General features: G+C 57.6%; 19 protein-coding genes, 1 tRNA gene and 1 pseudogene. 4 read left to right on the top strand and 17 right to left on the bottom strand.

The window, feature by feature from the left end; genetic code table 11:
• Positions 1 to 369: 369 nt before the first annotated feature.
• The 3 genes from egtD to GV002_RS19700 form a co-directional block, all read right to left on the bottom strand.
• Positions 370 to 1,332: an L-histidine N(alpha)-methyltransferase gene (gene egtD, locus GV002_RS19710; protein WP_160019953.1), complete on the bottom strand. Its 963-nt coding sequence runs from the start codon at positions 1,330 to 1,332 to the stop codon at positions 370 to 372.
• A 2-nt stretch (positions 1,333 to 1,334) separates the two neighbouring features.
• Positions 1,335 to 2,618, bottom strand: a complete 1,284-nt coding sequence (gene egtB, locus GV002_RS19705; RefSeq protein ID WP_160019952.1) for an ergothioneine biosynthesis protein EgtB — start codon at positions 2,616 to 2,618, stop codon at positions 1,335 to 1,337.
• Between the two features lie 160 nt (positions 2,619 to 2,778).
• Complete coding sequence (locus GV002_RS19700) at positions 2,779 to 3,324, bottom strand: Bro-N domain-containing protein (protein ID WP_160019951.1); 546 nt, start codon at positions 3,322 to 3,324, stop codon at positions 2,779 to 2,781.
• A 97-nt stretch (positions 3,325 to 3,421) separates the two neighbouring features.
• On the opposite strand from GV002_RS19700, the gene GV002_RS19695 reads away from it, so the two are divergent.
• A complete protein-coding gene (locus GV002_RS19695) occupies positions 3,422 to 3,679 on the top strand; it encodes a helix-turn-helix domain-containing protein (protein WP_160019950.1) in 258 nt (85 codons plus the stop codon).
• Between the two features lie 235 nt (positions 3,680 to 3,914).
• Here the strand turns inward: GV002_RS19695 and drt3b are convergent, their stop codons facing one another.
• The 6 genes from drt3b to GV002_RS19665 form a co-directional block, all read right to left on the bottom strand.
• Positions 3,915 to 5,924, bottom strand: a complete 2,010-nt coding sequence (gene drt3b / locus GV002_RS19690) for an antiviral reverse transcriptase Drt3b (protein WP_160019949.1) — start codon at positions 5,922 to 5,924, stop codon at positions 3,915 to 3,917.
• The gene (drt3a, locus tag GV002_RS19685; protein WP_160019948.1) at positions 5,908 to 7,131 is read right to left on the bottom strand and encodes an antiviral reverse transcriptase Drt3a; all 1,224 of its coding nucleotides are present in this window, start codon (positions 7,129 to 7,131) and stop codon (positions 5,908 to 5,910) included. Before drt3a ends, drt3b begins: the two co-directional genes overlap by 17 nt.
• Positions 7,132 to 7,133: 2 nt before the next feature.
• Positions 7,134 to 7,751, bottom strand: a complete 618-nt coding sequence (locus tag GV002_RS19680) for an SLATT domain-containing protein (RefSeq protein ID WP_160019947.1) — start codon at positions 7,749 to 7,751, stop codon at positions 7,134 to 7,136.
• A gap of 87 nt (positions 7,752 to 7,838) precedes the next feature.
• A complete protein-coding gene (locus GV002_RS19675; RefSeq protein WP_160019946.1) occupies positions 7,839 to 8,609 on the bottom strand; it encodes a nuclease-related domain-containing protein in 771 nt (256 codons plus the stop codon).
• A gap of 336 nt (positions 8,610 to 8,945) precedes the next feature.
• Positions 8,946 to 10,280: a type II toxin-antitoxin system HipA family toxin gene (locus tag GV002_RS19670; protein ID WP_160019945.1), complete on the bottom strand. Its 1,335-nt coding sequence runs from the start codon at positions 10,278 to 10,280 to the stop codon at positions 8,946 to 8,948.
• A gap of 2 nt (positions 10,281 to 10,282) precedes the next feature.
• Positions 10,283 to 10,543, bottom strand: coding sequence for a helix-turn-helix transcriptional regulator (locus tag GV002_RS19665; RefSeq protein ID WP_074917247.1), 261 nt, complete (start codon positions 10,541 to 10,543; stop codon positions 10,283 to 10,285).
• 805 nt (positions 10,544 to 11,348) lie between these two features.
• Here GV002_RS19665 and GV002_RS19660 point away from each other — a divergent pair.
• Positions 11,349 to 12,554 carry an acyltransferase family protein gene (locus GV002_RS19660; protein WP_160019944.1) on the top strand — a complete coding sequence of 402 codons (1,206 nt, stop codon included), beginning with the start codon at positions 11,349 to 11,351 and terminating at the stop codon, positions 12,552 to 12,554.
• A gap of 115 nt (positions 12,555 to 12,669) precedes the next feature.
• Here GV002_RS19660 and GV002_RS19655 read toward each other — a convergent pair whose 3' ends face one another.
• Together GV002_RS19655 and GV002_RS19650 are read right to left on the bottom strand one after the other, a co-directional pair.
• Complete coding sequence (locus tag GV002_RS19655; RefSeq protein WP_160019943.1) at positions 12,670 to 13,623, bottom strand: hypothetical protein; 954 nt, start codon at positions 13,621 to 13,623, stop codon at positions 12,670 to 12,672.
• Positions 13,596 to 13,976 (bottom strand): annotated as a pseudogene (locus tag GV002_RS19650) (hypothetical protein); the annotation flags it as partial. The pseudogene GV002_RS19650 and the gene GV002_RS19655, both read right to left, overlap by 28 nt.
• A gap of 4 nt (positions 13,977 to 13,980) precedes the next feature.
• On the opposite strand from GV002_RS19650, the gene GV002_RS19645 reads away from it, so the two are divergent.
• Entirely contained in the window at positions 13,981 to 14,754 is a 774-nt protein-coding gene (locus GV002_RS19645) for an SH3 domain-containing protein (RefSeq protein WP_160019942.1), read from the top strand.
• A gap of 99 nt (positions 14,755 to 14,853) precedes the next feature.
• On the opposite strand, the gene GV002_RS19640 is transcribed toward GV002_RS19645, so the two are convergent.
• The 5 genes from GV002_RS19640 to rpsU all read right to left on the bottom strand — a co-directional run bounded on the left by GV002_RS19640 (position 14,854) and on the right by rpsU (position 23,114).
• Positions 14,854 to 14,930: transfer RNA gene (locus GV002_RS19640), tRNA-Ile, on the bottom strand.
• Between the two features lie 16 nt (positions 14,931 to 14,946).
• Complete coding sequence (locus tag GV002_RS19635) at positions 14,947 to 18,681, bottom strand: bifunctional diguanylate cyclase/phosphodiesterase (protein WP_160019941.1); 3,735 nt, start codon at positions 18,679 to 18,681, stop codon at positions 14,947 to 14,949.
• Positions 18,682 to 18,836: 155 nt separating this feature from the next.
• Complete coding sequence (gene rpoD / locus GV002_RS19630) at positions 18,837 to 20,684, bottom strand: RNA polymerase sigma factor RpoD (RefSeq protein WP_160019940.1); 1,848 nt, start codon at positions 20,682 to 20,684, stop codon at positions 18,837 to 18,839.
• Between the two features lie 67 nt (positions 20,685 to 20,751).
• A complete protein-coding gene (dnaG, locus tag GV002_RS19625; RefSeq protein WP_160019939.1) occupies positions 20,752 to 22,752 on the bottom strand; it encodes a DNA primase in 2,001 nt (666 codons plus the stop codon).
• Positions 22,753 to 22,898: 146 nt separating this feature from the next.
• Complete coding sequence (rpsU, locus tag GV002_RS19620) at positions 22,899 to 23,114, bottom strand: 30S ribosomal protein S21 (RefSeq protein ID WP_003290642.1); 216 nt, start codon at positions 23,112 to 23,114, stop codon at positions 22,899 to 22,901.
• A gap of 203 nt (positions 23,115 to 23,317) precedes the next feature.
• Between rpsU and tsaD the strand changes: the two genes are divergently transcribed.
• Positions 23,318 to 24,343 (top strand): tRNA (adenosine(37)-N6)-threonylcarbamoyltransferase complex transferase subunit TsaD, encoded by a 1,026-nt coding sequence (gene tsaD / locus GV002_RS19615; protein ID WP_160019938.1) that lies wholly within the window; start codon positions 23,318 to 23,320, stop codon positions 24,341 to 24,343.
• Between the two features lie 68 nt (positions 24,344 to 24,411).
• Here the strand turns inward: tsaD and plsY are convergent, their stop codons facing one another.
• A complete protein-coding gene (gene plsY, locus GV002_RS19610; protein WP_160019937.1) occupies positions 24,412 to 24,981 on the bottom strand; it encodes a glycerol-3-phosphate 1-O-acyltransferase PlsY in 570 nt (189 codons plus the stop codon).
• Between the last annotated feature and the right edge of the window lie 71 nt (positions 24,982 to 25,052).

Here is a 25,052-nt window from a genome sequence, read left to right as displayed (position 1 = left end):
AGCCGCCTGTGACATTGCCGATCGACTCGCAGTGTCGGCTGCGGCGTAACCCACCATCGGCGCAACGCGGTCCATCGTCTGGTGGGTTACGCGGCGCACCACCTTCATCTGCGTCTGGAATACTCGGCATTCGGCGCCGCTAACCCACCCTACGCTACTGAGGCCTGTCCCGAGCGCGCTCGCCTACTAATGTCGAAAGCGCTTTGCTCCCCTCTCCCATTCATGGGGCTACAGCGGAAACAGCGAAGCACCGCTTCGCCCGCTGTTGCGACCTGAGCTCTGCGAAGGGCTGGGGCACAGGGTGGGGGCCGGGGGAGAGGGCAGAAGATCACGCAGCAATTTGCTTATCTCGCCCCTGGCGAAGCCCCCTCATTCCCGCCGCAAAAAATGCACGCTGAACAACTGCGCCGGGTCGCGCCACATGGCGACCGAGGCGAAGCCACATGCGCCCGCCAGATCACGAAAACCGCTCGGCGTGTACTTGTAGGAGTTCTCCGTGTGCAGGGTTTCGCCAGCGGCGAAGTCGAACACGCGGTCTTCGATGCGCACCCGCTGCGTCTGCCGGCTGACCAGATGCATCTCGATGCGTGACTCGGCTTCGTTGTAGAAGGCCCGGTGCTGAAAGCGGCGCGGGTCGATGTCGCTGTGCAGCTCGTTGCGGATGCGTTCGAGCAGGTTGAGGTTGAACAGCGCAGTGACCCCGGCCGCATCGTTGTAGGCGCGCTCCAGCACCTGGCGGTCCTTGACCAGATCCACGCCGATCAGCAAGCCACTGCCTGCCGGGAGTGCCTGATGCAGGTTGCGCAGAAAGGCACGCGCCTCGTCCGGGTCGAAATTGCCGATGCTGGAGCCGGGAAAGAACGCCAGTGGGCGTTGCCCCAGCGCCTCTGCGGGCAGCTTCAGCGGCTGGCTGAAGTCGGCGCACAGCGCGTGCACGTCGAGCCAGCGATAGTCGGCGGCCAGGCGGCGGGTGCTGCTATGCAGAAACTCGCGGGAGATATCGATGCCCAGATAACGCGCCGGGCGCAGGGCTTCGAGCAGCAGGCGGATCTTGCGGCTGGCGCCGCTGCCCAGCTCCACCAGGCTGGCGTTGCGCCCGGCCAGCTCGGCGATATCGCTCGCCGCCAGGCGCAGAATGGTTTCCTCGGTACGCGTCGGGTAGTACTCCGGCTGCAGGCAGATCAGCTCGAACAGCTGCGAGCCGCGATGATCGTAGAAGAACTTCGGCGACATCGCCTTCGGGCTGGCCGCGAAGCCGCGCAGCGCCTCTTCGCGCAACGACTCCAGTTCCGGGCTGATGGATCGTTCATGGGTACGGATTGCCAATGCCATGCTCAGAGCTCCCTGGCCAGGCGCAGGCCGGAGAATTGCCAGCGCATCGTGGGGTAGAAGAAATTGCGATAGGTGGGGCGCACGTGGTCTTCAGGCGTGGCGCAACTGCCGCCGCGCAGCACCATCTGCCCGGACATGAACTTGCCGTTGTACTCACCCAGGCTGCCGCCCAGCGGCCGAAAGCCGGGGTAGGGCCGATAGGAGCTGGCCGTCCATTCCCAGACATCGCCATAGAGCTGCTGCAAGCCATCGCCGGCACCTGCAGCCACCGGCTGCAGGTGATCGTTCTCGACGAAATTGCCCCACAGCGGTTCGTCCTGCGCGGCCACTTCCCATTCCTCTTCGCGTGGCAAGCGCGCCTGCGCCCAGGTGGCGAAGGCCTCGGCCTCGAAGTAGCTCAGGTGGCAGACCGGCGCATCCAGATCCAGCTCGCGCGGGCCGCCCAGGGTCAGCTCCAGCCAATCATCGCCCTCGCGCAGCCAATACAGCGGCGACTGCCAGCCAGCGCGCTGGATATGGTCCCAACCGTCCGCCAGCCACAGAGCCGTGCTGCGATAACCGCCATCGCGGATGAACTCCAGGTACTCGCCATTGCTCACGGGCCGACTGGCCAGCTGAAAGGCCTCGACGAACACCCGGTGTTGCGGTCGCTCGCAGTCGAAGGCAAAGCCATCGCCGGCATGGCCGACATGCCGCAGCCCGGCGGGAAACTCGACCCAGCGCAACTCGCCTGCAGTGGCGCCGCCCGGCTTGAGGTTGTGGCGGTAAACCGGGCGCATCGGGTTCTGCGCCAGGATGTGCTTGATATCCATCAGCAGCAGTTCCTGGTGCTGCTGCTCGTGCTCCAGCCCCAGCTCGATGCGCTGCAACACCTCATCGGCCAGGTCGCTGTGCGGTTGGCTGAGCAGTTGCTGCATGGCCAGGTCGACATGGCTGCGATAGGCATACACCTCGCTCACCGTCGGCCGCGACAACAACCCCCGCCGCGCCCGCTCGAAGGGCGTGCCGTGGGTCTTGTAATAGGAATTGAACAGATGGTCGTAGCGCGCATCCAGCGGGCGATAACCCGGCAGAAAGGGCTGCAGCACGAAGGCCTCGAAGAACCAGGTGACATGCGCCAGATGCCACTTCGGCGGGCTGACATCCGCCATGCTCTGGATCACATAATCTTCAGCCTCCAGCGGCTCGCAAAGCCGCTCGCTGGCAGCGCGCACCCGCTGATAACGCTGCCAGAGCTGTTCGAGGTGCGGCGGTGAAACGGCGATCCTGCTGGTGCGGTCTCGCATAACACGCATCCTTTGCTGGCGCCGCGTAGCGCGACGGTTCTAAAGCCGACTGGCCAATAAGGGCAAAGGTTCAAGGAAAAGTGTGTCGTTTACATGGCAGGGGTCCGAAACGCATCGCAGCATGCGCCCATCCTGATGGCGGCGATCAGGCGCTGCGCTGTCACCACTTGCCCGGCGCTCCGCGCGCCGCCCCGGCTCGAAAACGCCCACGCCACCAGCGAGCCAACCACGATTGAGGCTCGCGCGCTGCTGAGAGGGGCTGCCGATGGAAGCGCGGCAACTCGCCCAGAGCGATCCACAGCTCACCCTGCCACTCCAGCAGATTGACCTGCTGGTTGTCCCAGGTCATCAGGCAGCGGGATGGCTCATGATCGGCCCGCGCCGCACTGTCGCGCAGCGCCGGCAAGGCCACATGGCTGAGCCAGCGACGCAGATGACGGTTCTCCGGGTGCGAGAAGCGCCACAACGCCCTGTAAAGGCCCGACTCACTGAGCACCTCCACCGTCTCCAACTGCCCGCTGGCCAGCTGGAAATGCACCGTCTGCACCTGGTCGGCATCCATCAACCGACAGATGCGCTCCGGGTGGCGATGGCCCAGCAACCGCGCAAAATCCCGGGCACAGACCCACGGCTGGCGGTCGATCATCACCCCGCGCAACGGGCGGTTGTGCCGCATCAGTACGATGGGGATAAAGGCATCTTCCATAAGGCCTCCCGGCTGCTTGGTTTTCTATATCTGAAAATCAGATATCTGGAGAGTAGATATACCGTGACTGTCCTGTCAACGGACGGATGCGCCTCCTGTGGAAAAGTCGGTTTATCGAGACGAAAACCTGGTTTTCTTGAAATTGCTCAAACAGTGTCGGGTCGAGGCAGGGCTGACCCAGGACGATTTCGCCAAAGCGCTTGATCGCCCACAGTCATTTGTCAGCGACGTAGAACGCGGGCTGCGTCGGCTGGATCTGATACAGCTGCGGGATATCTGTCAGGTGCTGGGCATTAGCTTGAGCAGCTTTGTGCAGCGTTTTGAGGATGAGTTGGCTGGTGATGGTGGGGATTAAGGGTAAGAGCTAGGGCGACGGGGAGTGATGCACCCAAAGCTATGTGCCGCCACAGAGGCACATAAATCTGTCCCCATTTCATCCGCTTCCCCTTCGTTATTGAGGAGAAGAGGCAGGCACTGAGCCAGGGTTGTTGGTGTGTGTCCAGCTAAAGCTGGAATCATCATGGGGGAATAAATTCCCGCATGGGTATTTTGCACCTTGGCTGTAAACGCACCTGCACTTGAATTCTGCATTACTCGTAAGGCGTTTTCAATTCCTTTTTCTGAAGAAGTCTTTCAATTTTAATACCATTCTCACTCCAGTCAACGAACCAGTCAGCCGTACACATATTTTTATATTCATTTTTCACCTCGGAAGATGTTGGTTTTCTACCAAACTCAAGCTCAAAGGCGCGTGCAACTAATCGGTTTTTAAAAGCCCTATCCACATACGGGCAGCGAACAAGATCTAGCAAGGCGTGAGCCGACTCTGAGTACACCGAAGCCCGTTGTGTAGATATTTTCTGTAATGCAAGTACCTTGATTTTGCTTTTTAGCTGATCATATGTGGGGTTATTTTTAATGTAAAAAAGAACTGATATGACTTGAAAATAGTTCAAGTCTTTGATGTTTTTAGTTTCTTCGTTAAAGATAAATTTTGATATATCCTCTTCGGAAATTAAATCGTGATTGTCTGATATTTCTCGAAGCGCGATGAGGAGGTTAACTACCTCTACTCCAGATGCTATCTTATCTGAGCTTCGGTTTTTTATTATAAAGATGATTTCATCTTGGATTTTTCTTAAAATTTCCTCGCCATAAATAGGTTTCATTAGTTTTGCTATTCTACAGCACAAGATAGAAATCTGGCTGATTAGAAAAGTGCTTCTGACTCTTACATCCATGGAGTATACAAAGAAGGCGACGTCGATAATGACTAGTAGAAATTTTAAAACATTATCTTGCTGGACATCATCTAGGCCCCCGCTGTAGCCATATACCTCGTGAATCTTGTTCTTGATTACGGTGAAGAAGTAGCCTGTTATATTTTCAAATTCAATTTCGTTGCTTCTTACTACAGCCTTGATGTCTCTGATGAGTCGATTGGCTACAATGCTTGGGCCTTTAAAGAACTTAATAAATGTTATTTTTTCTTCAGGTTGATCTGCATAGCTATCCGTGGTTTCAGGCGTTTCACCGTCAGGTGTAACGCTTTTTTTAGACTCGTCAAAAGTATCAAATAAGGCAGAGAAAATATCTTGTATGTCTTTCTTTGCCATTGTGATGCCGGTTAAGAAAGGGGCCTTATGCCTAGAAATTTTCGATTCATTTAGATAGAGTTTGACTTCCTCTAGCGATGATTGGAATTCTTCTAAAACATGTTTGCCAACTCTTTCATCATTGTAAAATAGAAAATAGTCATCTACATATCGCCTAACCTCAAAAGATCCTCTTATTCCCAGGGTTTTTTGAAGTACCTTGTTATCTATACCCTGCAGTACTATCTCTGCAAATATCCTGCTGAACTCGGGGCCTATTACTAATCCGTCATTTCGACCAAAATTAGCCTGTTCCATTAGGAGAGAGAATTTGTTTTCAAAATTATTTTTTGAGAAGTGCTCTTTGTGATATAGCTCGTTCTTGACTGTTTCGGCTAGGCGCTTAGTGGATATATTGTCAAAGCACTTTGAAATGTCAAATTTCAAGAGTCTTTTAAATTTCTTCTCTATTCTGTGAAATTCATAGGAGTCATAGAACTTGTAGAGGAATGCATATTTTTTATACAGAAAAAATGAGCTGGCGTACTTGAACTGAACGGCTAGTCCGTCGTCTACGTTCGCCTCGGTCCCTTCGTCTTTTAGTGAGTTGTCACGCAGCGAGTTATCTGATTCATAATACTTCGCAGCGACTTCAGCGGGTGCCCGCAAGCTATATTCGCTGCGTGATGTAAGGCCGCACATTAGACTATGGTATGTTTTATAAAAGCTTACAAAATCTCTCTGGCTGGACGGGTGTATTAGATGAAGGGTGCGGTAACTATTTGCAGTCTTTACTATTTTATATTGGAATGGGTGTGTTTCCTTGTGTGGGCCTAAAATTGCCCCCAATAGGCCTTTGTTGGCAAGGCTGATAGAGCGAGCGTAGAATCCTTCATTGGTTAAAAGAATTGGTATTTCGTATGGAAGTACTTCTGTTAGTAATACGCGATTATAGTTAGAGCTTGATACTTTTTTTAATTCGCCATTTCTACTGTTTTTTCTCATATGTCTCTTCCCGCTTCCAGCATGCTTTTATCAGCGAGAATTCATTCTTCGCGATCTTGTAAATCTTGCGTTGATTGAAACCTTTGTCAAAGCTAATTCCTTGCGCGGCGCGACAAGCTTGCCTCATGTGTAAGTCACCAACTGATCTATAGATACTTCCACGTTTAGAGCGGCATAGGCGCATAAGATAGCTGTCTAACTCAAATACCTGCTCAAGATCAGTTAATGCCTTATTGTTGTAGTAGAAGCCGGCCATTAGTCCTCTCGCACCCAGGCTGGAGTCTTCTCGAATTTGATAATTGCCAGTGACAAACCTAAGTCTAAGACAGAGCAAGTTGGTGTTATGATTTCTTGCGTAGTCTAAGAAGGCAAGCGCAATTCGAGTTTTTATCTTTCGGATTCTGTTTTTTGATATTCTTGTTTTCCCAGAGCCGTCTGAGTCTATATAGTGTTCGTAACCTAGAAAGCTCAATGTTTGCGAGCCTTCTAACATTTTCGTTGATTTGATTTTTTTGATTTTCTTGTCGTTAAGCTCAAGGCTTATGCTTTTAAGCTTGAGCGCTATCATGGAAAGTATATCTTCTCCAGTGGTGTGGGAGAATATTATAAAATCATCTACATAGCGCGCATAGTAATAAACGCCCTCTAGTGATCTGACGTATCTGTCAAAATCTCTAAGATATAACTCGGAAAGAGAGGAGCTAATGCTGATGCCTCTGGGAAGACCGTTTTCTGCGGAAATGCTCTTGCAAGTAAAAACTTGTTTTATCAAATTCCGGTTCTGGTATGAGAGTATACGATTAGATTCTATTTTCTCGAGGACAGCTTCTCTCGGTATCGATTCGTAGAAATTGCTTATGTCGCCCTTGATGATTACATAAGGGCTGGTGTCTGTAATTAACGCATTTAGCTGTCTCGTAATGCTATCTCTATCAGATTGCTTTACTTTGTATATCCTGCCTAAAATTTTGTTAACTCGTCTTAAGCTATATACACTCTCCAGCAAATGGGGTTTAAATATCTTCTTTCCTTTTATTGAAAAGGGGGAGATGTCTGAAAAATCACAGTTTCCATCAGCTACCTTTTTTGCAGCTATTTCTAGTTTTTCTAAATATTCTGCTCTTTCTCGGCCGAGCTTGAATCTAATTATATCTCTTAGGGATGTCAGCCTTAAAAAGCTTTTCCCTGTAAAGCTCTGATTCAACAAGGCTAAATACCTTTAGTTACGGAGTATAGTCCTAAGAAAATCCAGGCTAGTGATAAAATTGAAACAGTCGCGTAACAGTAATAGATCCATCCTTTTTCAATAATTTCTATCGGAATAACCGCTAGCCAGGAAATACATTTCCCTTCAAACCATGAACGGACCTTCTCCACATAAACATCTGCATCTGCATGATTGTCGTATTTTGAGATGGTCCTCGCGTATCTGAGAGAGTCTTTATTGAATTCATCAAATTTAGGATCAAAATTTTCGTTCTGGATCTTGAAGTTAAATAGCTTCTTCAGATGATTTAGTGTCTGGGCGCACTCATGCATCTTTTCTGCTCTAATGCCGTACTTGGCGCCTGAAACCATGATGGAAACTGCTAGCATTATTACTGGCATGCAATTCTGTCCAATTGTAATGATCTTCTCGTATTGTCCGAGTTCATTAGAGTAAAGCGCGACAATAACCGAGACTACAATAAGTGCGGTTGAAGCTGAGATGAGCGCCAGATTAGATGCGTGCTCAAGTCTAAGGAGGCGTCTGTAAGCATTAAATCTATAGTCAGCTGTGCAGCTGGCTGATGCTAAAAGTTTCTTATATGCCGCCAATTTATCCATGTTGCTATTCCAGTTGATAATGGTTAATAAGTATTTGAGTATTTGAGTATTCGGGGATAGGCCATGATTCTTTGCTGCCCCTTGCATCTATAAGCTTTGCATCGTCCTGCACTTCGGAAAGCCCGAGCAGCCCCAGAATTGCTGCCCCGCTTTCGGGCCTGACTTCACTGTACGAATCAGCAGAGCACTGTCGCATTTCGGACATTGCCGCTCGGCTGTTGGGTCTCTACGCCGCTTGAGGTTTTGCACATGCTCGCGGTGCGTAGCGAAGGTTGGTGCGCGGCGGCCGGTTTGCAGGGTGTGCAGCATGGCGTCGACCTCAGCCTCGCTGAATACCGCCTGCTGGAATGACTTGATGTAGCGAATAAAGCCAATGCCCTGGGTCACGTTGGCCGGCACTTCGGTTTTGAAGGTGCTGCCGCCGACAAAAGTGATCACCGAGTGCAGGTGCGCGGGATCAACGCCAAGGGTGGCTTCCAGGGCTTTGAGGTGTTTGTAGTTCTGCCGCAGCGGGTTCTGGAATTTGATGCTGCGTTTGGGAAACTTCTGCGTCCACTGCGCTTGCTTCTCGCTGCCGAAGATCCAGCCGCTCATGTTCTTCGTTTCCAGCACGAAGATGCCGTAGGGCGAGAGGAATACGTGGTCGATCTGCGTGGTGCCGTCTGGGGTGTTCAGGGTGACATTGTGCAGGCGGCGGTAGGTTTGCTTGTTCAGTTGCCAGTGGGCGAACAGGCGCACCAGGAGTTCGCCAATATGACCCTTGGCCCAAGGCGACTTGAGCAGGCCGATCAGCAGGGCCGCCGGGATGAACCAGGTCAGCATGCCCCAGACCTGGGCGACTATCGGGCTGTAATCCATTTTCTTCCTTGAGCCGAGCTGCTTGAGGGAGAGGCGAGCAGGTGTGCCGAAATCCAGATGCTTGGCACTGATCTGGATAATGGCTAATTGCTTTCAATCGCTCAAGAGGATCGCGACCATTGTCCTATGGCCGCTAGGCGGTTACGCCAGGTTTGGGGGCATTGCGCAGGGCTGAGCGCGGCCGAGCTGCCCGATCCAGGCCGGGTCATTTGGCAGGAGTTTTTGTTCATGAGCCGATTAGCGCACCTATTCGGCTCATTTGGTGAGCCGAATAAGGGCTATCTGGCCCACCGTCTTCTCACCTGACGCTCGTTGGGCTGTCGTGTCGCTTGCTGGTCAGCGCTTCTTCGCCAGCAATTCGGAGCGGCCAATCACTTCTCTGCTGCGCTCAGGTTTGCGCGGGCCGGAGAAACCGGCGTCTTCGATGGCGCTATCCAGGCCACGAAAGTGCGGGGCGGCTTTGGGGCTGCGGACTGTTTCCATGCCTTCGTTCCAGGCATGCACCATATGTTTGGCTACGTCGCGCCAGGCGGGCTCGTTCTTCGCAGCTTCGATCACTTCGCTGCCGACCTCTACGGCGGACTCGCAGAGTTGCTCGAGCATGGCTGCGTATTTGCTCGGGGCAATGCCCAGTACGGCCTTGAAGAAAGTTTCCAAGGACCGACCCGGTGTCCAGGTTTGTCTGCCTCCCACGGACAGGCCAGGCGGGTTGCCGGCGAAGCGCGGGTAGGCCTGAGTGGTCACCAGGTCATAGACCGGCGTGAAGCCCACGTCCGCTCGGGAGGAGTAGAACAGCGCGATATTCTTCGCGTGGCAGTCGGCATTGCGTACCACGTAATTGGTCAGCAGGTGCCAGCCCAGGTGCTCGCGCTGTGCTTGCAGGCGGTCAGCGGGAATATAGGCGCGTGTGGCATTCCACACCCGTTCGGTGGTGGGTGCGTACTTTTCATGGGGCGGTAAACCCAGCAGCCCGCAGGCATCCTCGACGCCGTAGCGGGGGATGCCGTGTTCGTCCACGTCGAAGCGATCCACTACCAGGACCTTGCCGTCGTCAGACATGCGGCAGGCAGCGACCGGCACGACATTCAGTCGCTCCAGTACGCGCATGGTGTAGAACTCGTTGAAGCCCAGAAATGGGGTGGTTTCGTCAGAGCCCTTGATGATGTGAAAGCCGGTGCGCAGGGTCGGTTTGCCCAGCGGCTCCCGAGAGGCGACGGCGTCGCTGGCAATGAACTTTGGCACGACCCCCGATACGGCGACCCGAGCGTACTGCCGCACCAGTGCGGCGAACCGTTCGCTGGTGTTTTCCGCTTTGAGCAGGTGTTCTATCTCCAGCGGCGCCATATCAACACCGGGTTCAACACCTTCTGGCGTGACCGAGACTCGGCCGATACCGGTGCCGCCCACCACGGCCAGCAGTGACAGGTCAGTACCATCGAGCAGTGGGCCGAACTCTTCGCGAATGACGCCCAGCAGATACCCCTCGGGCAGGTTCTGCCGGAAGAACGGGAAGAGGTCGCGCGGCCAGCGCCATGCTTCTTCCCGTACCGGCATCGTCAGGCTGACGAAGTCTTCCGGTGCTGTGCTCGGAAGGTACTTCAGCACATATTCATCGCGCTCCCGATAGAGCTTGGCCACCCGCCGTGAGCTGACGTGGACGTCGAGGATCATGCTCAAGCACTCCCTGAGCGTTGCTCGTCGAGAATGTCTTCAACCGTGCGTTGATGCCCGGCCTTGACCAGCTTCAGGTCGTAGCCTGCCGCCTCCAGCAGGCGAACCAGCACCGAGACGCTCATATCGCCTTTGGCCAGGGTTTCCATGCGCGCTACCGTGGTGCGTGAAACACCGGCACGACTGGCAAGCGCTTCCTGGCTCAGTTTCGCGTCACCACGCGCCTGTTTCAGCATTTCCGAAACGTCGTAGAGAGAGGTCATTTGTAGCCCCTGGGCGTCAAAAATCGAAGTAATGCCGAAAAATGTAGCTCGTGGGCTACAGCTATACAAGCAGCCTGAATCAATTATTGTGTCTTATGGGCTACAGGATGCGCCTGGTGATCGTTTTTTGTAGCTCTTGGGCTACATTTTTCGTAGGCAATGGCTGCGCAGCTTCTCAGCGCCTGGAGGCGTAGTGGCGAGTGAGGAGGGGGGTTCCATTTGAGGTGTGCAAAAACACGAAAGCCGCGCAATGCGCGGCTTTGAAGGTGGTGGGCCCACACGGACTCGAACCGTGGACCAAAGGATTATGAGCCCCAGTCAGCGTCACGTGCCATCAGGGGAAAAGCCCATGGCATGGGGTTTTCCGGGCTATATGGCTGAATATGCTGCACATGTTTTCCAGCGGTGTGGACGCAATGTGGACACTCTCGACTGTACTGTTTTACACAGCCTTGCAAAGCCTTTCACAGCGTGAAAACACCCATCACCCGCCAAGGCCCGCGCCACTGCTGCCCCGGCACCCCTCTTTCACCACCACCCAGGTTTGCACAAAAAATTCGCGCAAGGCCCGTCGGCGGGAGGGGGAAAAGTGCGTTCCCAAACCGCCTTTTCTGGCTTGTGATCGATTTTTGGGAGGACTTAGCTGCTGGTTGTTTCATCGCTGATGAGCGACGTCACTAAGGTGCAGTGGCAAGAAACGCTTAGGGTTGGTTCGCGTAGGTATTAGTATGTGTCGGATTTCATGCACGGCTGTGCATGAAACGGTTGGCCCTAGACGGTTTATATTGAAGCGAGCGTACTACTAATGGATTTTTCACCTAAGCCAATACCATCTCGGTTTTACTCTCTTGATGTGGTGAGAGGTCTTGCCGCATTAAGTGTAGTGTTCTGGCATTGGCAGCACTTTCTATACGGTACTGCCCAGGATGGCGGATATAGAATTAGCGAGCAGCCTTTCTATAGTTTCTTTTCAATTATTTATCACTGGGGCTGGCTGGCTGTTGATTTTTTCTTTGCTCTTTCAGGGTTTGTTTTCTTTTGGCTGTATGCGGGTTCAATTTCAGCAGGGAAAGTGAGTGGTAAATTATTTTTTGTGGCTCGTTTCTCGCGATTATATCCCCTGCATTTTCTAACTTTATTGCTTGTTTTGGTTGGTCAGTATGTTTATTTTCAGTGGCAGGGGAGATATTTCACATATCAATATAATGACCTTTATCATTTTTCTTTGAATTTGTTCATGGCTTCCGAGTGGGGTTTTCAGTCGGGTGCTTCATTTAATGCTCCTATTTGGTCTGTATCGATAGAGGTTCTTTTGTACTTGGCGTTCTTCGCCCTATGTCTTATTGGGAAGCCACGTGTATCAGTGCTATGTGTTTTGCTAGTGCTGGGGGTTTTCATGAGTAAGATAAACCCAGGATTAGGCCGTGGCATCACCTCATTCTTTGCCGGGGGGGTAGCTTTTTATTGCTACGATTGGCTTAGGCAGAGCGCGCCAAATGTTCGCCTAGTCTTGTCTTTGTGGCTTATTACCGCGGTGTCTTGGGTTTTTCTAGTTTTCACTTTTAAAAGCGGGCAGCCTTCGCCGGCTATTGTTGATTTTTTTAGCTCTGTGCTCCCTCGGCAGGTATTTGATTTGCTTGTTTTGGTGGTTACTAAGTTTACGTTTTATGTGGTTACTGTTTTTATGTTTCCGATGGCAATTGTTTCGATTGCATTAATTGAGACTTTTCGGGGTGGCTTGGGGCGTAGAGTTTCATTCTTGGGGCACTTAAGTTACTCGTCTTATTTGATCCACTTTCCTCTGCAGTTGTTTTTTGCGGTTTGCAGTGTGTGGTTGGGTGTTGGCGGTGAATTCTTTTATACTGAATATTCTATAATTATATTTATGGCTGCTTTGATACCTATGTGTTTTGCTAGTTATTATTATTTTGAGGTGCCTATGCAAAGTTATATTAGGCAGAAGCTAAGTCCGCGCAAGATATCTTCCTCTCTGGAAAGTCCTGCTCAATGACTTGATAAAATAAGATCATCAATACAGCTACAGTCTGGCCTTTTGGCCATAGCAGCGCTCGGTGGAATAAGTTGATTACATAAACAATAAGGGCGCCGATTGGCGCCCTTATTGTTTATGCAGTGATGGGCTTCAGCTTACCTGCCAACACCAGAGCCTGGGCGGCCTTGGCGTTGAACTGCGCCGCGTCTGTGGGGCTTGGGTTTGGCCCTGGCACGTGGGTGTGGGTTGCCAGCTGGGTGTTCATGGCCTGCACTAGGTCGATCAGATCGCACAGTACCTGCAGCACGTTGACGCCTTCGGATCCGAGCCAGGTCTGTGGGGCAATGCTGCGGCGAATGCCCTCGATCCGTTCCTGCATATCGCCGCCCACCGTGGCGTTGTGCTTCTGACCCACCACTAGGTTCAGGTCGCGCCCGGTGGCTTGGTGCAGATCGTCCACTGCTGCCAGGCTGGCGGATCCACCCGACAGCAGCTTGAGCGCGCCCAGTGCCTCCACTTTCTTGATGCCGCCCACCGATTCGGTGGAATGGTCGGCCACTTCCACGGTGCTGCTCTGGTAGCTCTCCGCGTTGTCCAGGGCCTCCACCTGGCGCTCCACGGCTTGATCGCGGATCCGTCCGTCTGTCTGGCGCAGCCAGTTGCCGTCGGCGTCCACGCGCTGCTGGCAGGCCTCACTGTGCTGCCACAGCTGGTCACCCTTGGGCACGCGGGGCAGGCTCAGGCCGTGGGCCAGGATCTGCGCGATATAGGGCTTGTGGGGTAGGCCATAGGCGAAGCACACCACCACGGTGGTGCCTTCCTCGGGAAAACCGAACATGCCGGCTTCCTGTCCACCACCTGGCACCGGTAGGGGCAGACTCTGCAGGATGGGCAGTGCCGGATCCGGCTCGCCGTCGGGCAGCAGCACTTCCACGTCCACGGCGAAGCGCGGGCGGAAGTCGTCGCACAGGCCTTGCGTCTTTGGCGCGTCAGGAACGGCCAACACGCGCCCGAAGCGTGGGAGGTGGTAGCCGCCGGTCAGCTCGGGAAAGCGGCGCTCTACTGTGCGCTGGATTGCGTCTTCCATCGGATGGCCATCTGCGTGCTGGCAAGCGTCACCGACGTGATGCGCTCGCCTTGGTTGATTGATACGCCAGGGCGCAGCCCGGGCAGGGCAGCCACGGTGGCGCTCTGATTGCCCTGATAGCTGTCGAACAATTCCTGTGGCAGGTTCAGCGGTTCGCGTGCGCCCCAGTAGCTGTCGGCCCAGCTGCCGGCGAATACCTCGCCATCACCCTGCTGCTGCCAGATGTAGTCGGGGATCCCGAACACCTGGGCGAGGCTGTCCATGGCTTGGAAGCCGGTGGCCAGGCTGTGGAAGTAAGGGGCCTTCACCTTTGCATAGGGCTTGTCTGGCACCCGGAAGCGCAGCCCGGTGCGGGCGGTGAAGCAACTGATCACTTTCACGGAGCGATTTGCCAGTGGTGTCATCAGGTACTTGCAGACGCCGGAGGTGCAGGCGGGGCTCAAAGCCATTGAAGGATTTATGGCTTCGCCACAGCTGCACCAGGCAATCAGATCTGCAGCGGAGTTGTCTGCCGCAATGCAGCGGTTTGAAGGCTCGCCGCTTGCCGAGTACCTACTGTCAGGGCGCGGGCCAGATATCGGGCAGCTCATTGAAGGGGCTGGTGTTGCAACCGTATCGGTCGAGACAACATGCGATGCAAGGGTGGTCAGCAGTGATCACTTGGAGCTTGAACAGCAGATCATTGAACGCCTTGATCGTGGTGAATCACCAGGCGCTTTACCCAAGGATCACAGGCAGTATTTGGCTTTAGTGCTGATGCTGATCATCAGCTTTATGGGTAGGTACATAGAGTTTCAGAGCGCCGCCAGGCAGGAACTGTGCTTCTTCCAGCCAAAAATTGCACCGATGTTGACGGCAAACCAGGCAGGCAAAGCCGTTCGGAATTTCCTGTGCGAGACGGATGTGCCAGCGGAGTTTCTGCAGGGCTATCGTCTAGTGAACGGCGTTGGTGTTCGATTGCGTGAGGGGCCAGGAATGAAGCACGGGATTATCTCTGTAAGTATCCCAGACCGTTCCGTGCTTGAGGTTCTGGACAGCAGCAACAGGGATTGGCTGCATGTTTCTGTGGTTGGCGAAGACGGTGTGGAAGGCTGGATCTCCCGAAAGTACGCCCACCGCTTGGTTCGATAACTGTACTGATGTGGACGTTTTGTGGACTTTGGCGTTTGTGAAATGCCCAATTTCGACCGATCAGAAAGACAAAAGCCGCGCAGTGCGCGGCTTTGAAGGTGGTGGGCCCACACGGACTCGAACCGTGGACCAAAGGATTATGAGTCCTCTGCTCTAACCAACTGAGCTATAGGCCCCCAGAAGGCCGGCGGATTATACCGGCGCGTTCTCGTCAGCGCCAACCGCTTGACCTGGCGGGAGAAATTTCCGGGTGAAGGCCTCGGCCGAGAGCGGGCAACTGACCACGTAGCCCTGGATCTGCAGGCAGCCTTCGGCGGCCAGGCAGAGTTCCTGGGCCTTGGTTTCCACGCCTTCGGCGATCACCGTCAGTTGCATGCTGTTGCCCAGGGCGATGATGGCGCGGGTGATCGCCAGGTCGTGCGGGTCGTCCGGCAGGCCACGGACGAAGGACTGGTCGATTTTCAGCACGTCCAGCGGCAGGCGCTTGAGGTAGCTGAGCGAGGAGTAGCCGGTGCCGAAGTCGTCGATGGCCAGTTGTACGCCGAGCTGTTTGAGGCGGTGGAGGATGTCCAGCGCTTCGCCGGCCTGGTTCATGATGAAGTTCTCGGTGATCTCCAGTTGCAGCAGCTCCGGCGCCAGGTTGTAGCGCTGCAGCAGTGCGCTGATGCGCGGCAGCAGGCCGGGCTGATGCAGCTGGGCGCCGGCGAGGTTGACCGAGAGAGCGCCGAAGCTGCTACCACTTTCCTGCCAGACCTGCAGTTGGCGGCAGGCTTGTTCCAGCACCCAGTCGCCCAGCGGCAGGATCAGCCCGCTTTCTTCGGCCACCGGGATGAAGCGATCCGGCGGGATGTCGCCGAACACCGGGTGCGGCCAGCGTACCAGTGCTTCGGCGCCGACCAGGCTCTGGCTGCGCAGGCAGTACTTGGGCTGGTAGTACAGGCACAGTTCGTCGCGCTCCATGGCGCGGCGCAGTTCCTGTTCCATGGCCATGCGCTCGTTGACCTGGAAGGTCAGCGAGCGGGTGTAGAACTCGCTGCGGTTGCGGCCCTTGGCCTTGGATTGGTACATGGCCGCGTCGGCGTTCTTCACCAGGGTGGCGACGTCGAGGCCGTCCTTGGGGTAGAGGCTGATGCCGATGCTGGCGCTGATGAAGAACTCATGGTTGTCGAGCTGGAACGGTTCGCCGAAGCATTCGAGCAGTTTCTGCGCGACCTGTTCGGCGTCCTGCGGCTGGTGCAGGCCGGGCAGCAGGATGATGAATTCGTCGCCGCCGAGACGGGCCACGGTGTCGATATCGCGCAGTTGCAGTTTCAGGCGCGCGGCGATGGCCTTGAGCAACTGGTCGCCGACCGGGTGGCCGAGGCTGTCGTTGATCTGCTTGAAGCGGTCGAGGTCGAGAAACAGCACAGCGCCCAGCTGGTCGTCGGCGCGTGAGCCATCCAGAGCGCTGCGCAGGCGATTCTCGAACAGCAGGCGGTTAGGCAGGCCGGTCAGCGGGTCGTGGTGGGCCTGATGATCGAGACGTGCCTGGGCATGCTTGAGGCTGGAGATGTCGGCGAATACCCCGACGAAGTGGGTGATTTGGTTATCGCTGTTGCGCACGGCACTGATGGTCAACCACTCGGGGTACAGCTCGCCGTTCTTGCGCCGGTTCCAGATTTCCCCTTGCCAGTGGCCGTTGGCTGCCAGGCTGTGCCACATGGTGGTGTAGAAGGCCTTGTCGTGCTGGCCGGAGGAAAGCAGGCTGGGGCGCTGGCCGAGGGCCTCGGCCTCGCTGTAGCCGGTGATCTGGGTAAAGGCGCGGTTGACCGCGGTGATGCGCTGTTCGAGGTCGGTGATCAGCACGCCTTCGGCAGTGCTTTCGAAGACGGTGGCGGCCTGCTGCAGTTCTTCCTGCATCTGCTGGCGTTCGGTGATGTCGCGGGCGATGGTCAGCAGGCATTCGTCGCCACCGATGGGCAACGGCTGCGCGGAGAGTTCGCAGAGGCGCAGGTGGCCGCTCTTGGTGCGCACCGGGGCGATCAGGTCGCGCACGCTGCCTTGCTCGCGAATGCGTTGCACCAGGCGTTCACGATCTTTCGGGTCGGCCCAGATGCCCAGGCTGAGGGTGCTTTGTTCGGCAATCTCGTCGAGGCTGTAGCCGGTAATGCGGCTGAAACCGTCGTTGGCTTCCACCAGCAAGCCGTCGCGCAAGCGGGTGATCAGCAAGCCGTCGGGCGAGGCGTGGAAAGCCTTGGCGAACTTCTCTTCGGAAATCTGCAACTGCTGCTGGGTGCTCTTGAGCTGGCTGATGTCGCGCACCACCACGACCAGTGCCGGGGTGTTGTCGAGCACGAACTGGCTGGCCGAGATAAGGCCGGTGAACAGGCTGCCATCGGCGCGGCGGAAGGGCATTTCCAGGTTGCGCAGGCTTTCGTCCTGCAGGCGCAACAGCAGATTCGGGCCGATCCCCGGAACGCCCCAGATATCCAGTTCGGTGGCGGTCTTGCCGATGGCCTGTTCGAGGCTGATGCCGGTTTGTTCGGTGAACGCGGCGTTGACTTCGAGCAGCACACCGTCGGCGCGGCGGGCGATGACCAGGATGTCCGGGCACTGCTGGAACACCGAGGCGAACTTCTGTTCCGACAGGCGTAGCGCCTGCTCGGTCCGCTTGGCGTCGCTGATGTCGACCATTACGCCGCGAATCACCTGGCGGTCGTCGCGTTGCAGCAGGGTGACGATATCGCGCACCCACACCGTGCGCCCGTCAGCGGCGAGCAGGCGATATTCCAGGGCGTGGTCGTTGCCGGCCGCGCATTGTTCCAGGCAGGTGCGCAGGGTGCGTTGGTGATCGTCCGGGTGCAGGTGGCGCTGCCAGAAGCCGGACTCCAGCCATTCTTGCAAGGGGTAGCCCAGCAATTTTTCCGCATGGGGCGAGACGTAGGTATAGGTGAGCCCGCTGGGCTCGGTTTCCCAGGTGATGGCCGAGAGGCTTTCGACCATGTCGCGGAAGTGCTGCTCGCGGTTGCGCAGCTCCTGCTCCAGCGCTTCGCGGTTGCGCATCTCGCGTTTCAGGCGGCGGTTGATGCGCAGGATGATGGCGATGATCGCCAGCAGGCCGAGTACGGCGGGCAGGCCGTAGAGCAGGGTTTCGTACCAGAGGTTGCGTTTGTCCAGTACGCTGCCGACCCAGGGTTCCTGCAAGGCGGCGATTTCTTCGGCGCTGAGCTCGGCGAAGACTTTGTCGAGGATGCCGACCAGTATGCTCTGGCCACGCGGTGCGGCCATGGCCAACTGGTAGCGATAGGGCGTCTCGCCGCTGATATAGAGGCCGTCGAGCTTGAGTTGGCGCAGGCTCCAGACGCTGGAGGCAAGATCGCCGACCATGGCGTCGACCTGGTTGGTCGCCAACGCCTGCAGGGCAGCGGCGACATTGCGCAGCGGCAGCAGGTTGAGGTCGGGATGGTGCTGGCGCAGCAGTTCGTGCGGTGCGTAGTCGCTGACGACTGCGACTTTCAGGCCGTACAGGTCCCTGAGCTGCTTGGGCTGCGGTCCGCCAGTGCGGGCCAGGATGATGATGGGGAAATCCAGGTAGGGGCGAGTGAAGGCCAGGTATTGCTGGCGTTCGGGTGTCGACATCACGCCGGGGAGCAGGTCGACCTGGCCCATGCGCGCCTGTTCCAGTATCGCGCTCCAGTTGCTGGCCTCGACGGGCTGCAGATTCACGTCAAGGCGTTCTTCGATCAGCCGTACATAGGCGGCGGTCAGACCGAGATAGTTGCCCTGTTCGTCACGAAACTCGAAAGGTGGCCAGGATGCATCGACACCCAGGCGTATTTCTGGGTGGGCTGCCAGCCAGGTGCGCTCGTCCTCGTTGAGTGTCAGGGCTAGGGCCGGGGTCATCCAGTACGCCAGGCACAGCAGCACAATGGCCGGCAAGCGGGGCATAACGGCCTCGTTTCGCGATCAGTATCGTCGTAGTGTAGATCGGCCATAGCAGGGATGGCAGTTTGATTGCAGCGTCTGTGCTGCCTTTGGCTGGCGAGTGATCGGGCGCGCTGCCCAGAAAGCAAAACCCCCGGACTGGCCCGGGGGTTCTGGTATCACTCGTCGAGGAAGGAGCGCAGATGCTCGCTTCGCGTCGGGTGGCGCAGCTTGCGCAGCGCCTTGGCTTCGATCTGACGGATACGCTCACGGGTGACATCGAACTGCTTGCCCACTTCCTCGAGGGTGTGGTCAGTGTTCATGTCGATACCGAAGCGCATGCGCAGGACCTTGGCTTCACGGGCAGTGAGACCGGCCAGCACTTCGCGAGTGGCTTCCTTGAGGCTTTCGACCGTGGCTACGTCGATCGGGGACTGCATGGTGCTGTCCTCGATGAAGTCGCCCAGGTGCGAATCTTCGTCGTCGCCAATCGGGGTTTCCATGGAGATCGGCTCTTTGGCGATCTTCAATACCTTGCGGATCTTGTCCTCGGGCATTTCCATGCGCTCACCCAGCTCTTCCGGCGTGGGCTCGCGGCCCATTTCCTGGAGCATCTGACGGGAGATGCGGTTGAGCTTGTTGATGGTCTCGATCATGTGCACCGGGATACGGATGGTGCGCGCCTGGTCGGCGATCGAGCGGGTGATCGCCTGGCGAATCCACCAGGTGGCGTAGGTCGAGAACTTGTAGCCGCGACGGTATTCGAACTTGTCCACCGCCTTCATCAGACCGATGTTGCCTTCCTGGATCAGGTCGAGGAACTGCAGGCCGCGGTTGGTGTACTTCTTGGCGATGGAGATCACCAGACGCAGGTTGGCCTCGACCATTTCCTTCTTGGCGCGGCGAGCCTTGGCTTCACCGATGGACATGCGACGGTTGATGTCCTTGATCTCGGCCAGGGTCAGGCTGCACTCGGCTTCCAGGTCGGCCAGCTTCTGCTGGCAGCGCTGGATGTCGCCCTGCAGGTTGCCCAGGGCTTCGGCGTACTTGGCCTTGCCCTTGGCCAGGTCGGCGGCCCAGTCCATGTCGATTTCGTTGCCCGGGAACAGGCGCAGGAAGTCGGCACGCGGCATGCGCGCATCACGTACGCACAGCTGCATGATGGCGCGCTCTTGCGAGCGCAGACGGTCGAGGGCGTCGCGCACCTGGGTGACCAGGGCGTCGTACTGCTTGGGCACCAGCTTGATCGGCATGAACAGCTCGGCCAGGGTGGCCAGCTCTTCGATGGCCTGCTTGCTGCCACGACCATGCTTCTTCAGCGCCTTGAGGACTTTGTCCTGCTGCTCGGCCACGGCGGTGAAGCGGCGAGCCGCTTCTTCCGGGTCCGGGCCGCCATCGCCTTCTTCTTCCTCGTCGTCGCCGCTCTCGTCTTCTTCTTCGTCGTCGCTTTCTTCAGCGGCGGCGCCGTCCTTGACGGGAACGGGGGCGGCGGCTTCGTCAGGCACGCTGCCGTCATCCGGGTCGATGTAGCCACTGAGGACTTCGGCCAGACGGCCGCCCTCGGTGGTGACGCGGGTGTACTCGGCGAGGATGCCGTCGACGGTGCCGGGGAAGTGAGCGATGGCGCTCATGACTTCGCGGATGCCTTCCTCGATGCGCTTGGCGATTTCGATCTCGCCTTCGCGGGTCAGCAGTTCCACGGTACCCATTTCGCGCATGTACATGCGCACCGGGTCAGTGGTGCGGCCGATATCGGTCTCGACGGCGGCGAGTGCTGCTGCGGCCTCTTCGGCTGCAGCCTCGTCGGTGTCGGCATCGGCCAGCATCAGGGCGTCTGCATCCGGAGCACTCTCGTGTACCGGGATCCCCATGTCATTGATCATGCGGATGATGTCTTCCACCTGCTCAGGATCTGAAATGTCCTCAGGCAAGTGGTCGTTGACCTCTGCGTAAGTCAGATACTTCTGCTCACGACCCAGGGTGATCAACTCTTTGATACGAGATTGCTGCTGCGCTTTTACGGACATAACACCCTATCCACTGAAGGTCTTGGCGGGCTGAAAACAAGCCGAGGATTATACCTCGGTTTTGGCTTTAGGCGCCAGTTGGGGACTTGCTGCTCTGCGAGGAGGCCAGGCTGTAGTGCTCTCTGAGCAATGTCTTTTCCTCGTCTGTGAGCTCGCTGGGGCTTTTATGAATGATGCTGCGGAGCGCCTTTTCACGCCGCCTCTGCGATTGACTGTTTGCAAGTGTAGTAATGGTGTCGAAAAACTGCTGTTCAAGGTTGTCACCCTGGATCAGCCATTCCTTCTCCGCCAGCGCCCGCAGCAGGCGACCTTGTTCGGTGCCGTGCCAGCGGGCGATCAGTTGCAGCGAACGCAGGTTGGGCGCTTTCTGCAGGGCACCGACCAAGGCCACGAGAAGCTGAGCGTAGGTGTCATCTTCGTCGGCGAAATGGCTGACATCTTCGACCTTCTGCGCCAGGTGCGGATGGTGCAGCAGCGTGCGCAGTGCGATCAGGTGCGGTGATTCGACGCTCACGGCAGTGCGCGGGGCACGTGGCGCGAAGTCGCCCTTGCCCTTCTTGTTCCACTTGCCGCCACCGTCTTTTTTCCAGCTGCCCTTACCGCCTTCGTTGCTGCGCTCGTAGTGCTGCTGGGGCGGTGCGGGCTGCTCGTAACCGCCGACGTCCGGCAGGTTGTCGTAGTAGGCGCTGTCGGGGACGTCGCCGTAATCCGGGTAATCGCTACTGGGCGCCTGGCTGGTGGTGCTCGGCGCGTGACTGCGCGGAGCACTGGCGACCTGGCTCAGCGCTTCGCCGGAAAGGCCGGTGATCTCGCTCAGGCGCTGGCGCATCAGGGCGCGCAGGTTGTTGCCGGGAATCTTGTCGATCAACGGCGCGGCCAGGGTCACCAGGTGTGCCTTGCCTTCCAGTGAGCGCGGGTCTGCTTCTTCACACAGCTGCTGGAAGAAGTAGTCGGCCAGCGGTTGCGCGTGCTGGTTGATGCGTGCGCGGAAGGCGTCGGTGCCCTCGGCGCGGACCAGGGTGTCCGGGTCTTCGCCATCGGGCAGGAACAGAAAGCGTGCGCGGCGCCCGTCCTGCAGGCTCGACAGGGTGGACTCCAGGGCGCGCCAGGCGGCATTGCGCCCGGCAGCGTCGCCGTCGAAGCAGAACAGCACGCTGGGCACGATGCGGAACAGGCGCTTGAGGTGTTCTTCGCTGGTGGCCGTGCCCAGTGTCGCCACGGCATTGCGCAGGCCCTGCTGAGCCAGGGCGATGACGTCCATGTAGCCTTCGACCACCATGATCTCGTCGAGATCGCGGTTGTGCTTGCGCGCCTCGTAGAGGCCGTAGAGCTCCTGGCCCTTGTGGAACACCGGGGTTTCCGGTGAGTTGAGGTACTTGGGCTTGTCGTCGCCCAGCACGCGGCCGCCGAAGGCGATCACCCGGCCGCGGCTGTCGCGGATGGGGAACATGATGCGGTCGCGGAAGCGGTCGTAGCGCCTGCCGTTCTCGGCGTTCTCGATCAGCAGGCCGGCGTCGATCATGACTTTCTGCTGCAGGGCATCGGCGCCCAGTTGCTTGAGCAGGTTGTCCCAGCCGGGCGGTGCGAAACCAATGCCGAAGTCGCGGGCGATTTCGCCGGTCAGGCCGCGGCCCTTGAGGTAGTCCACCGCGTATTTACGTTGTGGATGGCTTTTCAGTGCCTGGCGATAGTGCTCGGCGGCGGCATTGAGCAGCGGGTAGAGCGGTGAGTCGACCGGCTGTCTGGGTTTGTGTCCGCGACCACTTTCCTCGCGCGGCACGTCCATGCCGGCGCGTTTGGCCAGCTCCTCGATCGCCTGGGGGAATTCCAGTTGATCGTGGTCCATGACGAAGCCGAGGGCGTTGCCGCCGGCGCCGCAGCCGAAGCAGTAGTAGAACTGCTTGTCGGGGCTGACGGTGAAGGAGGGGGTCTTTTCCTTGTGGAACGGGCAGCAGGCGCTGTAGTTCTTGCCGGTCTTCTTCAGCTGGATGCGCGAACTCACCACATCGACGATGTCGGTGCGGTTGAGCAAGTCATCGATGAAGGATTGCGGGATCAGGCCGGCCATAGGCGCTCAGCATACTGCCCGGCGCAAGCGCGGGACAACGATGGGTAGAAAAGCAAAAACTCCGCTCACTCGCTGAAGCGCGAGGCGGAGTCTTTCAAATGCAATGCCCGGCCAGAGCCGGGCATTCGAGCGTTGCGTGTACGGTATTAGTACAGGCGAACGCTGCGACGCTGTTCGCGCTGCACTTTCTTGGCGTGACGCTTAACAGCGGCAGCGGCCTTGCGCTTACGCTCAGCGGTCGGCTTTTCGTAGAATTCGCGGCTACGGACTTCAGCCAGTACGCCGGCTTTCTCGCAGGAGCGCTTGAAACGACGCAGGGCTACGTCGAAGGGTTCGTTCTCTTTAACTTTGACGGCTGGCATCCAGGTCGTACCTTCGTTAATTACCGGTGTTCAACGCGCTCCCGGCAAATGGCTCGGGTTGCGTCGGTTTTTAAGGGTTGCGGATGTTACCCCCTCGAGCCGAGGAATGCAAAGGCCTCTGATCGAAAAGCGCTGGCCGCTCCGCCGGGCGGCGCTTATCATGCGCGCCTTTGTTCCACGCGGCAAATCAAGGCTCAAGCTCCATGCTCGTACTGGGATTGGAAACCTCCTGCGATGAAACCGGTGTCGCGCTCTATGACAGTGAGCGCGGCCTGCTGGCTGACGCCCTGTTCAGCCAGATCGACCTGCATCGCGTCTACGGCGGCGTCGTGCCGGAATTGGCCTCGCGCGATCACGTCAAACGCATGCTGCCGCTGATTCGCCAGGTGCTGGATGAGGCGGGCAAGCAGGCCGGCGACATCGACGCTCTGGCCTACACGGCAGGCCCTGGCCTGGTCGGCGCGCTGCTGGTCGGCGCGTCCTGCGCCCAGGCGCTGGCCTTTGCCTGGGATGTACCGGCCGTCGGCGTGCACCATATGGAAGGTCACTTGCTGGCTCCGATGCTGGAAGAGCAACCTCCAGCCTTTCCGTTCGTCGCCTTGTTGGTGTCCGGTGGTCATACCCAGTTGGTGCGAGTCGATGGCATCGGTCAGTACCAGTTGCTCGGCGAGTCGCTGGACGACGCTGCCGGTGAGGCCTTCGACAAGACTGCCAAGCTGATGGGCCTGAACTATCCGGGCGGCCCGGAGATCGCCAAGCTGGCCGAGCAGGGCACGCCGGGGCGTTTCGTTTTCCCCAGGCCGATGACCGATCGTCCGGGCCTGGATTTCAGCTTCAGCGGCCTCAAGACCTTTGCGCTCAATACCTGGCAGCAATGCCGCGACAACGGTGACGACCTCGACCAAGCCCGTCGCGACATCGCGCTGGCCTTCCAGCAGGCGGTGGTCGAGACTCTGACCATCAAGTGCAAGCGCGCGCTCAAGCAGAGCGGGCTGAACAGCCTGGTGATCGCCGGTGGCGTGAGTGCCAACAAGGCGCTGCGCGAGCATCTGGAGCGCATGTTGGGCGAGATGAAGGGCAAGGTGTTCTATGCGCGGCCACGCTTCTGCACCGACAACGGCGCGATGATCGCCTACGCCGGTTGCCAGCGTTTGCTGGCCGGGCAGCATGAAGACCTGGCGATCAAGGTGCAGGCGCGTTGGCCGATGGAGTCGCTGCCGGCGATTTAACGAAACGCATGTACCGTAGGAGCGGCTTCAGCCGCGAAAATCGCGGCTCAGCCGCTCCTACGGGTTGTTCAAAAGCGCCGCTCGCGGCCGGCGAACAGGTCACGCAGATTGCTGCGGTGGCGCCAGACGATCAGCCCAGCCAATACGCAGGCTGGCAGCAACGCCGCCGGTTGTTGCCAGGCCAGCAGCGGTAGCGTCAGCGGTGTAGCGATCAGCGAGGCCAGCGAGCTGGTGCGGGTCAGCAGGAATACCAGGGCCCATGCCGCCAGGGCGAGCAAGGCGGCTGGTGGGTAGAGGCCGAGCAGCATGCCGGCGGCAGTGGCCACGCCCTTGCCGCCACGAAAACGGAAGTACAGCGGGTAAAGATGGCCGACGACGGCCGCCAGGCCGATCCAGGCTTGTTGGTGCAGGCTGAGGCCGAGCAGCTTGGCGATCAGGATCGGTAGCAGGCCTTTGAGCAGGTCGCCGATCAGCGTCATTACGGCGAGCTTCTTGCCGGCCACGCGCAGCATGTTGGTGGCGCCGGGGTTGCCCGAGCCGCTGACGCGCGGGTCTGGCCTGCCAGCGAGTCGGCTGAGCAGGATGGCGAAGGACAACGAACCGAGCAGATAGGCAAGGATTGCCAGAAGCCAGAACATGGTGGCCATTCCAGGGCATGGGGTGGCCCGATTCTAACGAGGTGCAGCGCCCTTGTCGTGGCGCGGAGAGT

The organism is Pseudomonas sp. 8O (assembly GCF_902506495.1).
GTDB lineage: Bacteria > Pseudomonadota > Gammaproteobacteria > Pseudomonadales > Pseudomonadaceae > Aquipseudomonas > Aquipseudomonas chaetocerotis.
The sequence above is the reverse complement of the archived record's forward strand: the minus strand, read 5'-3'. Positions and strand labels throughout refer to the sequence as shown.